The 11,921-nt window shown below is 40.7% G+C and carries 12 protein-coding genes; 2 read left to right on the top strand and 10 right to left on the bottom strand.

Annotated elements, in window-relative coordinates; all coding sequences use genetic code 11:
• Positions 1–78: 78 nt before the first annotated feature.
• The 8 genes from K2Q13_RS03175 to K2Q13_RS03140 all read right to left on the bottom strand — a co-directional run bounded on the left by K2Q13_RS03175 (position 79) and on the right by K2Q13_RS03140 (position 7,174).
• Positions 79–1,230 (bottom strand): ATP phosphoribosyltransferase regulatory subunit, encoded by a 1,152-nt coding sequence (locus K2Q13_RS03175; RefSeq protein ID WP_292919213.1) that lies wholly within the window; start codon positions 1,228–1,230, stop codon positions 79–81.
• A 41-nt stretch (positions 1,231–1,271) separates the two neighbouring features.
• Positions 1,272–1,457 carry a DUF2065 domain-containing protein gene (locus tag K2Q13_RS03170; RefSeq protein WP_292919212.1) on the bottom strand — a complete coding sequence of 62 codons (186 nt, stop codon included), beginning with the start codon at positions 1,455–1,457 and terminating at the stop codon, positions 1,272–1,274.
• Positions 1,458–1,692: 235 nt separating this feature from the next.
• Positions 1,693–2,568, bottom strand: a complete 876-nt coding sequence (gene hflC / locus K2Q13_RS03165; RefSeq protein ID WP_292919211.1) for a protease modulator HflC — start codon at positions 2,566–2,568, stop codon at positions 1,693–1,695.
• A complete protein-coding gene (gene hflK / locus K2Q13_RS03160) occupies positions 2,569–3,747 on the bottom strand; it encodes an FtsH protease activity modulator HflK (protein WP_292919210.1) in 1,179 nt (392 codons plus the stop codon).
• Positions 3,734–4,939: a GTPase HflX gene (hflX, locus tag K2Q13_RS03155; RefSeq protein WP_292919209.1), complete on the bottom strand. Its 1,206-nt coding sequence runs from the start codon at positions 4,937–4,939 to the stop codon at positions 3,734–3,736. The genes hflK and hflX overlap by 14 nt, the downstream gene beginning before the upstream one ends.
• Positions 4,940–4,956: 17 nt before the next feature.
• Complete coding sequence (hfq, locus tag K2Q13_RS03150) at positions 4,957–5,202, bottom strand: RNA chaperone Hfq (protein ID WP_292919208.1); 246 nt, start codon at positions 5,200–5,202, stop codon at positions 4,957–4,959.
• A gap of 247 nt (positions 5,203–5,449) precedes the next feature.
• A complete protein-coding gene (locus tag K2Q13_RS03145) occupies positions 5,450–6,442 on the bottom strand; it encodes a cytochrome-c peroxidase (protein ID WP_292919207.1) in 993 nt (330 codons plus the stop codon).
• A gap of 171 nt (positions 6,443–6,613) precedes the next feature.
• The gene (locus K2Q13_RS03140; protein ID WP_292919206.1) at positions 6,614–7,174 is read right to left on the bottom strand and encodes an RNA pyrophosphohydrolase; all 561 of its coding nucleotides are present in this window, start codon (positions 7,172–7,174) and stop codon (positions 6,614–6,616) included.
• A gap of 205 nt (positions 7,175–7,379) precedes the next feature.
• Between K2Q13_RS03140 and K2Q13_RS03135 the strand changes: the two genes are divergently transcribed.
• Both K2Q13_RS03135 and K2Q13_RS03130 read left to right on the top strand, forming a co-directional pair.
• Positions 7,380–9,089 (top strand): proline--tRNA ligase, encoded by a 1,710-nt coding sequence (locus K2Q13_RS03135; RefSeq protein ID WP_292919205.1) that lies wholly within the window; start codon positions 7,380–7,382, stop codon positions 9,087–9,089.
• A complete protein-coding gene (locus K2Q13_RS03130; protein ID WP_292919204.1) occupies positions 9,077–9,667 on the top strand; it encodes a transglycosylase SLT domain-containing protein in 591 nt (196 codons plus the stop codon). The genes K2Q13_RS03135 and K2Q13_RS03130 overlap by 13 nt, the downstream gene beginning before the upstream one ends.
• Before the next feature lie 73 nt (positions 9,668–9,740).
• On the opposite strand, the gene K2Q13_RS03125 is transcribed toward K2Q13_RS03130, so the two are convergent.
• Positions 9,741–10,202, bottom strand: a complete 462-nt coding sequence (locus K2Q13_RS03125) for a TlpA disulfide reductase family protein (RefSeq protein WP_292919203.1) — start codon at positions 10,200–10,202, stop codon at positions 9,741–9,743.
• 45 nt (positions 10,203–10,247) lie between these two features.
• The gene (locus tag K2Q13_RS03120; protein ID WP_292919202.1) at positions 10,248–11,780 is read right to left on the bottom strand and encodes a 2-isopropylmalate synthase; all 1,533 of its coding nucleotides are present in this window, start codon (positions 11,778–11,780) and stop codon (positions 10,248–10,250) included.
• Positions 11,781–11,921: the final 141 nt, after the last annotated feature.

Genomic DNA, 11,921 nt, shown 5'->3' with positions numbered 1-11,921 from the left:
GGCGAAGGCTGGTTGAAAACCAGCAGTCTGAAGAGCGCTTTTAATACCTCGCTGCTTGCGGCGGGGTGCTTTATTTTATTAGATATCTATAACTATCCATTTTCCATCATGCAACACTAATTGTCTGTCGCAAGCCAGAAATTCATTCTTTTGCCCTGGCAACTCCATGACAACAATATGCCCCGCTTTACGTAATTGCTGAGTCATATTTTCCAATTCCTTATTCTTCATTTCAAAAGGCGCCCGTATCCCTTTTGGATATTTTTTAGGTTTCACTAATCTGGATAACTCTCTTAGATCCATACTAAAACCCGTTGCCGGTCGTGCTCGTCCAAAAATTTTCCCTATTTCATCATAGCGTCCACCAAGTGCGATAGCGCTTGAACATCCTTTCGCGTATGCAGCAAATACCATTCCGGTATGATAGTGATATCCGCGCAAATCAGCCAAATCGAATGCAACTCTATCTACCACTAGCTTCAGCTCTTTCTCAACTGCACTAAGTTCATTCAGTGCAGTCCTAATTACCGGATAATCCGGCAACCGCTTCATCGCATCGGCCAGAATATCTTTATCACCATAAAGCTCAGGTAAGAGTAGCAATGCATCGCGAGTATTTTTCTTCAGCTTTAAACACAATTCCTGTAAAGTTGAAATATCTTTTGCTTGTAGAACCGAGAATAATTCGTTTTCAAGTTCTCGTGATATTCCGGCGCCTTTTATTAGTCCACGAAAAACTGCCACATGTCCAAGATCTAGGTGAATTTCACTTATACCGGAAACTGACAAACTTTGCAGCATAAGGCATTGGACTTCCAAATCACTTTCCAATCCTGAATGACCATATAGCTCAGCACCAATTTGCAAGGGCTCGCGCGTTTGTGTTATTCCAGAGGGAATCGTATGCAGCACACTATTGACATAACATAAGCGTGTTATGCCGTCAAAATTCAATAAATGCGCATCAATTCTTGCCACTTGAGGTGTCATATCAGCACGCAAACCCATCATTCGTCCACTCAGCTGGTCGACAACTTTGAACATTTGTAAATCCATATCACCGCCACTGCCAGACAACAATGACTCTACATATTCTAATAAAGGTGGCATGACTTGCAGGTAACCATGAGTCAACAGTAGATCAAGGATCTGCCGACGCGTTACTTCGATATGTAACGCCTCTACCGGCAATATATCTTCAACATATTCAGGGAGCAACCAATTATGCATGTTTAGACTGACGAAGCGCCAGCGGGAAATGGAAAATGATGTTAAGTTATGATAATGAGCAGTATTAACCCGATCAACATCGAAGTTAAGCCTATGAAGCGTATCTGATTATCATTAATTTCAGTAAGTCTCCTAAATGCTTCTCTCCAGGTATTCGGAGATAAAAAAGGCAACATCCCTTCCAGAATCAACATTAATGCAACTGCATTCAGAAAATTTTCCCACATCTACAATAACTCCTGTTTCATCAGGCATTCATATTGCCTTAGATAAAAGCACAAAAAATTAAGAGGTTCTGTCGTAAAATCGAGCATGAAAAACAGCTTCGATTTTCAGAACCTCTCATAAGCATCCACAATATTAAATCACACAACATCATTCAATGAAAATAATGCGCTGGGATAACTATTGCGCTTGTCAATGATAAAACAGAGCGTTAATTCATATCAGGCGCAGATATGATTACTTACTAACTGCAGGATCTTTTAGATACTTAAAAAACTCAGAAGTAGGCTCAAGGACCATCATGTCCCCCTTATTCTTGAATGACTGCTTATAGGCATCAATACTACGCCAGAAAGCATAAAATTCCGAATCTTTCTGGAACGCATCAGCATAGATTGCTGCTGCCTGACTATCGCCATCACCCATTGTTTTCTGAGCCTCCCGATAAGCTTCAGCCAATATGATTTCTCGTTGTTTATCCGCGTCAGCGCGTATCTTTTCCGACTCAGCAGCACCGGTTGAACGTAATTCATTTGCTACACGTTTTCGTTCTGCTTCCATTCGTCTGTAAACCGACTCACTAACTTCTTGCGGTAGATCAACACGTTTCAAACGCACATCTACAACTTCCACTCCAATAGACCTAGCATCATGATCTGCTTTCTGACGCATAATTTCCATAATTACATCACGCTCACCTGAAACTACATCATGAACCGTGCGATTACCGAATTCGTCACGCAAACTTGCATTGATAGTTTGAGCTAGCCGCGTCTGAGCTAATCCTTCATCTCCTCTCACGCTGATATAATACTGTTTCACATCCACAATACGCCATTTCACAAACAAATCCACCAAAACATTCTTTTTCTCTGAAGTAATAAAACGCTCCGGTTCTTCGGTATCCATTGTTAGTATACGTTTCTCAAAGAAGCGTACATTTTGCGCAATAGGAATTTTGAAATATAAACCTGGCTCAGTTTTAACATCAATCACTTCCCCAAGTTGAAATAAGATGGCCTGTTGACGTTCATCAACGATATAAATAGCTGAACTACCCAGAAAAAAAATTGCAATAATGATGCCTGAAAATACTGATGTAAAACTTTTCATCTATCTTATCTCCCGTTCGCGACTACGAAAAGATTCTCGTGCCCGTAAACTACTATCAGATGCTGTTTCTTGTACCATTTGTGGTACTGGCACTGGTGAAACTGAAGTTGACCCACTCATATTAATGAGTTTATCGAGCGGCAAATACAAAAGATTGTTACCGTTCTTTTGATCAACAATAATCTTGCTTGTATTAGATAATACCTGCTGCATCATATCCAGATATAAACGTTCACGTGTTACATTTGGTGCCTTACTATATTCTGCAAGAATTTGCTCAAAACGACTAGCATCACCCTCAGAGCTCACAATTACACGTTGCTTATAACCTTCCGATTCTTGAATTAATCGAGCTGCATTACCTGCCGCCCTTGGTATGACATCATTTGCATACGCCTGTCCTTCATTTTTTTGTCGTTCTCTATCTTGACCCGCTTTTACCGCATCATCAAATGCCGCTTGAACCTGTTCCGGTGGTTGCGCATTTTGCATTGTCACTCTACTAATCAAAATACCAATTTCATATCGATCAAGAATTCTTTGCATCAATTGTGTTGCATTAGCTGCCACTTGCTCACGTCCTTCATAAAGGACAAAATCCATTTTACTTTTACCGATGACTTCCCTGATCGCAGTTTCGGCTGCTTGAAGTACCGCTTCTTCTGGCCCTCTATTATTAAATAGAAACTTCTCTGGGTCATTTAATATGTACTGCACCGCAAACTGAATATCAATAATATTCTCATCGTCGGTTAGCATTAATGCTTCGCGAAGCACCTTGCTTCTTACATTGTTCCGATAACCAATTTCAACCGTCCGAACTTGACTAACATTCACAACTTCCACTTTCTCAACTGGATAGGGCAAATGCCAGCGCAACCCTGCCTGTGATGTATCAACATATTGACCAAATCGTAGTACTACACCTCTATGACCTTCATCTACTATATAAAAACCACTACCCAGCCAAACCACGATCAACAAACCAAGAATCAATACAATGCTCCCACTACTCTGTGGCTTAGGCCCTCGAGTGGGTGATCCATCATCACCTCCCCCACCTTTCTTTTGTCCAAACATATTATTGATTTTTTTATTGAAATTCCGTAACACATCATCCAAGTCTGGTGGACCAGAATCGCCTTTATTTTTTCCCCATTGTGGATCATTTAATCCCATAATCATTCCTGTTTGTTCGTTCAAAAAAATCTTGCACTGAAGCACAATCTCGAAACTCATTAGTTATTTCCGTTGATTCTTCATTCAATTTTCTGGAGCTTTCCAAGATTACTTCTGCCAACGCCTGCCTTACAAACTCTACTCCCTCGCCTGTTTTTGCGCTTAAACGAATGCGTGATATTCTACCATATTCATCGCGTACGCAACCTGTACTGCGTGTATTCGTGTCGATTAAATCAATTTTGTTGAGAATCAAGATTTGTGGAATGGTATCCGCACCAATTTCTTTTAATATTTTGTTAACTTCGTTAATTTGCTCATCACGATTGGAATTACTGGCATCTATCACATGAAGCAGTAAATCAGCCTGCACAGTTTCCTCAAGCGTTGCACGAAATGCGGCTACCAGTGTATGCGGCAATTCACGAATAAACCCTACCGTATCCGAAATGACTACTGTGCTACCTTCTTTAATAAATAATTTACGCGTTGTTGTATCTAGTGTAGCAAATAGCTGATCAGCAGCATACGATTGCGCACGAGTTAATTTGTTAAAGAAAGTTGATTTACCTGCATTAGTATAACCAACAATAGATATTGCCAATGACTTTGCTCGTTGCCTAGATCGTCTTTGAACATTTCGTTGACGCTGCAGATCCGAAAGTTTACCTTTAAGTAATTTAACCCGTTTTTTAATTAATCTCCGATCCGTTTCCAGCTGGGTCTCTCCTGGCCCACGCAAACCAATACCACCTTTTTGCCTTTCAAGGTGAGTCCAACCACGCACAAGACGTGTTACAAGATATTCGAGCTGAGCTAATTCGACCTGTAATTTTCCTTCATGGCTTTGCGCACGCTGTGCAAAAATGTCAAGAATCAGATTAGTACGATCAATAACATTACAATTTAAACGCAAAGATAGGTTTCGTTGCTGAGCTGGAGACAAATCATGATTAAATATAATCAATTCAGCCCCTGTCTGAAGCATCACTTGTACGATTTCTTCGATTTTACCTCTTCCGATATATGTTGTGGAATCCGGACGGGAACGTTTTCCCTCCACAACCGCAAGAACTTCGAGCTTATCACTGGAGGCTAACTGCTGTAACTCTTGCAAACTATCATGATGAGTACCACTACCAAAATCAACGCCAACCAGAATTGCTTTATTAGATACTATTAATTTATTCATGCCCAATAGGCATAATATCAGGCATCACGTGTTTCCGCCGTTTCAACAGGAATGGTAACAGCTCTTGCAGGCACCACCGTAGAGATTGCATGTTTGTACACCATTTGCGTAACCGAGTTTTTCAATAGCACTACATATTGATCGAATGAATCAATTTGTCCTTGTAATTTAATACCATTCACTAAATATATTGATACGGGAATATGCTCTTTTCGTAATATATTTAAAAACGGATCTTGCAGTAACTGTCCCTTGTTACCCATAGGTAACTCCCTCTTCTAATTATTCGTTATCGGAATGGTAACTCTACTTTATTTTTAAATGTAAATCTATATCAGATTATACTCAGTCAGTATTCAGTAGAACCGTTATATCAAATTAGTTTGCCAATCAGAAACTTCTATTCTAAATTGAAGTCATTCAGATTATTGTCATAATCTGAATGACAAGTTCGCTCTTAACTCCTGAGGGTAACACAGAAGATTTCAACAGCCTGTTACATTTCAACAATTAAAACGGTACAGGTCTGGGTGTACTATTATTTGATGGTGGAAGGATAGGCAATTTAATATCAGGTTGCTCACCCGTTAGTGTTTTCAAGAACGCAACGATATTATCAATTTCTTTCTTATTAAAGTCTCGATCTAATTGCACTTTACCCATTATCTTTACCGCATCTTCTAATGTATTTACAGCACCATCATGAAAGTAAGGATAAGTTAATTCTATATTACGCAAAGTTGGCACTTTATAAACATTCAAATCAGTATCTTTTCCAGTAACTGCTTTTCGGCCTTCAGCCTTACTTTTTGTTTCATAAGGGTGATGAACACCAAACTTCTGATACAGAGCGCCTCCTACAGCTTTCCCGTTGTGACAACCAACACAACCACTACTCTTGAATAACGCATATCCCTCAAGCTCTTGCTGATTTAAGGCTTCCTTATCTCCTTCTAGCCATTTATCAAAACGAGATCCCGGGGTAACCAGCGTGTCTTCAAAAGCCGCAATTGCTGTGGTTATTCGATCAATATCAACCTGATCTGACCCAAATGCTTTCTTGAAATAAGTCCGATATTGAGGAATAGATTGTATTACATCAACAGCTATTTTATGAGTCGAGCCCATTTCTCCCGGATTAGCAATTGGACCACCAGCTTGCTCTTTCAAATCTTTAGCCCGCCCATCCCAAAACTGTGCCAAATTCATACTAGAATTTAATACAGTTGGAGCATTAATTGGTCCTTGATGCCACTTATGACCGATAGAACTCGGAAGATTATCTGTTCCGCCCATACTTAAATTATGGCAAGAGTTGCAAGAAATAAATCCAGACATAGATAAACGTGGATCAAAAAATAACATCTTCCCCAGCTCAACCATATTAGCATTCTCAACTTTTGCAGGTTTAATGGGTTGGATAGGCTCATTGGCTAAAGTATTAATCGAAACGGCAAGCATGCCAATCGATAAAAGTGATGCAACCAGTGTATGCATCTTCATCGGTACTCTCCCTTGTTTAATTAATAATAATCGACTGTAATGGCGCAGCCGATTACGCCTGATGAAACACTCAAAAATGAGAAATTTATTAGAATAATGAAACCAAACCATCCACTTCTATTCTTTTAACTTTATAAAAAATAAGAGTTAATGACAAAAATTAGCTTATTCTTATTTGTTTACTTCCAGTTGATCAGTCAAAGCTTTCTCTCCTACTCCAGCTAAAGTATTCACATCATAATCAACATGTTGACAAGTATCTGTTTTTAGCAGGCGCGACAACTCTGTCAATGCCTGTTTATAAACTTTACGCTTAAATTCCACAACCGAGTCTAATTCAACCCAATATTGATTCCAACGCCATGCATCAAATTCCGGATGAGTACTTCGTCGTAATGAAACATCGCTATCACGCCCGACCAAACGCAGCAGATACCAAATTTGCTTCTGCCCCTTATAATTGCCACGCCATTCACGCTTAATCCATCGATCAGGCACTTCATATCTTAACCAATCACGCGTACGTCCAACAATTTCAACATGATTTGGACGCAATCCTATTTCTTCGGTCAACTCTCGGTACATAGCCTGCTCCGGACTCTCTCCCGATTTTATGCCTCCCTGTGGGAATTGCCAAGAATTCTGTCTAATACGCTTACCCCAAAAAACCTCGTTTCTGGAATTCAAGAGAATAATACCAACGTTGGCGCGATATCCATTACGGTCAATCATATGAATTGTTCATTTGACCCATCAAATAGGTAGATTTTTTCATACTTTACGATAGATTGAAAGTGCCCATGAAATAAAAACTCATGTCCTTTCATGTCTCTGCTTACCTAAAATAGATCGCGCACCCATAATCTATGGACTGCACACACTATGAACAAGTATTTCAAGGTAAAATTATTATTTTATTATCATAATGGAATAGCACATGCGCGTCTCGCAATTTTTTATTTCAACACTCAAAGAAGCGCCCGCGGAAGCTGAGCTAATTAGCCACAAACTCATGTTGCGCGCCGGACTTATTAAGCGCCTTGGCAGTGGCCTATACACATGGATGCCTCTGGGTTTAAGAGTATTAAGAAAAATCGAAAACGTTGTACGTGAAGAAATGAATAACAGTGGTGCCGTAGAAGTTCTAATGCCTGCTATACAACCTGCAGAATTATGGCAAGAAACCGGAAGATGGGATGTGTTCGGACCACAAATGCTAAAAATCAAAGATCGTCATGAACACGATTTCTGCTTTGGCCCCACACACGAAGAAATCATCACCGATATTGTGCGCAGGGAAATCAAAAGCTATCGCCAGCTACCACTCAATTTCTACCAGATACAAACCAAATTTCGTGATGAAATCAGGCCTCGCTTTGGGGTAATGCGCGCACGCGAGTTTGTCATGAAAGATGCATACTCATTTCATACGAATGAAGATAGCCTAATGCAGGCCTATCAGCTCATGTATGAGACTTACAGTCGTATTTTTACTCGTCTTGGATTGCAATTTCGCGCAGTCTCCGCTGACACGGGCGCTATAGGTGGTAGCGGTTCACATGAGTTTCACGTTTTAGCGGATTCTGGCGAGGATTCAATTGCATTCTGTCCTGACTCAGATTATGCCGCCAATATTGAATTGGCTAGCTCACCGACACTCCATCAAAATCGCAACGAACCCGATGGCAACATGCAAAAAATTGCAACACCAGGCAAAAGAACTTGTATCGAAGTTGCAGATTTTTTAAAAATTCCATTGAACAAAACCATAAAAACACTTGCTGTAAGAACTAATGACCGAATATTTTTATTATTATTACGTGGCGATCACCAACTAAACGAATTAAAAGTAAGGAAAATACCCTTCTTATCTGAATTTCAGTTTGCGAGTGAAGGAGATATCCTTAATGAAACTGGCACGGTACCCGGATATATCGGCCCGGTCGGATTAAATACTTGCGTGATTGCAGATCAAGCAGTCATGAATATGAGTAATTTTGTTTGCGGTGCAAATGAAGAAGACTTTCATCTGATGCATGTCAATTTTGATCGCGATCTCAAACTACCAGAGCATGTTTTTGATATTAGAAATGTAATTCCGGGTGATGCATCTCCTGATGGAAAAGGCATCTTAGAAATTTGCCGAGGAATCGAAGTAGGGCATATTTTTCAATTACGTACGAAATATTCTAAAATTATGAAAGCAAGTTATTTAGATGAATCTGGATGCTCTCAATATATGGAGATGGGTTGTTATGGCATCGGCATCTCTCGTATCGTTGCTGCAGCCATTGAGCAAAATCATGATGAGCATGGTATTATTTTTCCGACAGCAATTGCTCCATTTCAGTTAGCGATTATTCCGATTGGTTTGCAGAAAAGCCCTTTAGTAAAAGAGATTGTAGAGAAACTTCATCAACAATTTACTGATGCACGCATAGAAGCACTTTTAGACGATCGAGATGAACGTCCTGGTGTTATGTTCGCCGATATGGAATTAATGGGTATTCCGCACCGGATTGTGATTGGAGAACGCGGACTCAAACAATCCACTATTGAGTATCAAGGCCGCAAGGACCAGTCGTCCCAAGCAATTCCTATTGATAAAATTTTTTCATTCATCACTACAAAACTATGCACAGATTAGCTTTTACAATACTCTTATTACTCTTTTCCAGTTTCACTTATGCCAATAATCCACATTATGAGCAGCTCGCTGCCAGTACGCAGACAATCATTCTGCACGAAACGAGTGATCAAGCTGCTTCATACATAGAATATGCCGCTATAGCTGAAAATGTTGTCTGGCTCTTCAATATGAGTCGTCGCTTAGAAAAACAAATACCTGATCTAATCGAACGAGAGGATTTTTTAAGAACGGTTTATTATGAAGCAACACGAGCGGGACTGGATCCCCAACTTGTGCTAAGCGTCATTCAAGTTGAAAGCGGTTTTAAAAAATACGCTATTTCTCACGCAGGCGCGCGCGGCTATATGCAAATCATGCCATTTTGGATCGGTGTCATCGGTCGTCAAGATCACAACCTTTTTCATTTACGTATGAATTTACGCTACGGATGCACCATTCTTCGCCATTACCTGGATAAAGAGAATGGAGATTATTTTCGCGCACTCGGAAGATATAACGGCAGTTTAGGTCAAGCCTCTTACCCACAACTGGTATTTAATAAATGGCAGACTACTTGGCATTACACATCGTCGTAATCGAATAATTTGTTAATCGACAAAACCATTAGCAATGAAAAAACAGTTCCCCCATAATCAGTTCGGATACGCGTTACTTTTTTTCAATTGATTTTGACTCAATAAATTTTTCGATGCTCTCGCGTGAAATAATACCCAGCTGCCGTGCAGCGGGATTACCGTCAGGATCATAAAAATACGTGCTGGGCAATAATGAAATCTCGTCCAACTGCGAAGCAATTTTCCGATCGCCTAATACAATGGGATAGTTAATTGACAGTGAGCGCACAAAATTCATGATTTCTTGCGGGTCACTATCCATCGCAACGCCGATCACCATGATATCTTTGCGATCCTCGTAAAGCGATATCAAGTCAGGAATTTCTTTAAGACAGGGTGGACACCAGGTTGCCCAAAAATTAACCAATACCCAGCGTCCCTTATAGTATTCAAGCTTATGAAGCTCACCTGCTGCGTCTTTAAATTGGAATGCCTGCACCTGAAAACTTAACAATAATATTACCGTACAAACTGATATCCTTTGTTTATATCTCATCGTATAGAAAAGTTTCCATTCAAGTTTATTGATAATCATGCGCAGCTAAACCTGAGGATGCGCCCGCTCCAATTTGCTGCATAGTTTATTTAATGCGCTCAGATATGCTTTCGCAGAAGCCACAACAATATCGGTATCTGCGCCATGTCCATTAACAATACGGTCGGATTTTTGTAACCGCACGGTTACCTCGCCTTGTGCATCGGTGCCGCTGGTAATATTGTTAACGGAGTACAATTGCAGCTTCGCCTCACTCGAAAGCAATTTTTCAATCGCACGGAAAGTGGCGTCTACGGGACCGCTTCCTTCGGAATCAGCGCTCATTTCATTTCCATTATCAGAAATTACCACTCGCGCGTAAGGAATTTCACCCGTCTCACTATGCACAATCAATGAGATTAACCGGAAGCATTCATGCAGCACTAACTCTTCATCTGAAACCAATGCGTGCAGATCTTCATCGAATATTTCATGTTTCTTATCCGCCAGTTCCTTGAAGCGCATGAAAGTATTGTTGAGCATTTCTTCAGACTCCAGCTCGATGCCAAGTTCCATCAATCGATTTCGGAAAGCATTACGTCCCGAATGTTTTCCCAGCAATAATTTGTTTGCACCCCAGCCTACATCTTCCGCACGCATGATTTCATAGGTTTCGCGGTGTTTCAATACGCCATCCTGATGAATACCCGACTCATGTGCAAAAGCATTTGCACCCACTATCGCTTTATTGGGTTGTACCGGAAAACCAGTAATACCGGAAACCAGTTTACTTGCCGAAACAATATGTGTTGTATCGATTCTTGTATCACAAGGAAAATAATCCTGACGGGTACGGACAGCCATCACGATTTCTTCCAATGCGGCATTACCTGCTCTTTCCCCCAACCCATTGATAGTACATTCAACTTGGCGCGCACCATTCATTACCGCTGTCAATGAATTAGCCACAGCCATCCCTAAATCATTGTGACAATGAACCGAGAAGATTGCCTGATCTGAATTCGGAACGCGTTCACGCAAATTTCGAATAAGCGTACCGAACTGATCCGGCATGGTATAACCAACCGTATCAGGAATATTCAATGTGGTTGCTCCTGCGTCGATCACAGCTTCAAGTATTTGACACAAAAAGTCTAGCTCTGAGCGACCAGCATCTTCCGGGGAGAACTCAACATTATCGGTATACTGGCGCGCCCATTTCACGGCTTTCACGGCTTGAGCAATTACCTGATCCGGTGACATTCGCAATTTTTTCTTCATATGAACCGGAGATGTTGCAATAAAAGTATGAATACGCGCTGATTGAGCACCTTTTAGCGCCTCACCCGTACGCTGAATATCAGTTTCAATTGCACGAGCTAACCCGCACACCACGCTTTCTTTGACTGAATCAGCAACTGCTTTGACAGCTTCAAAATCTCCATTTGATGCTGCCGGAAAGCCAGCTTCGATAACATCCACACCCATGCGCTCCAATTGCCAAGCAATACGCACCTTCTCTTCTTTAGTCATGGATGCGCCCGGACTTTGTTCACCATCACGCAAAGTCGTGTCAAAAATAATCAAATGCTCTTGCATTATGCTCTCCACATGAAGAAGAAATCTTAAAGTAAGATAAAATTCGTTTTTCGAATTTTATAGGGAAGAAAGGAAAGTAGGGATAGAAAATTTTAGCGCGCAGGGCGCAGTAATACATCCGATAGTATCATCAAGATTACC

This window comes from Nitrosomonas sp., assembly GCF_019752095.1.
In the GTDB taxonomy this organism is placed as follows: domain Bacteria; phylum Pseudomonadota; class Gammaproteobacteria; order Burkholderiales; family Nitrosomonadaceae; genus Nitrosomonas.
The sequence above is the reverse complement of the archived record's forward strand: the minus strand, read 5'-3'. Positions and strand labels throughout refer to the sequence as shown.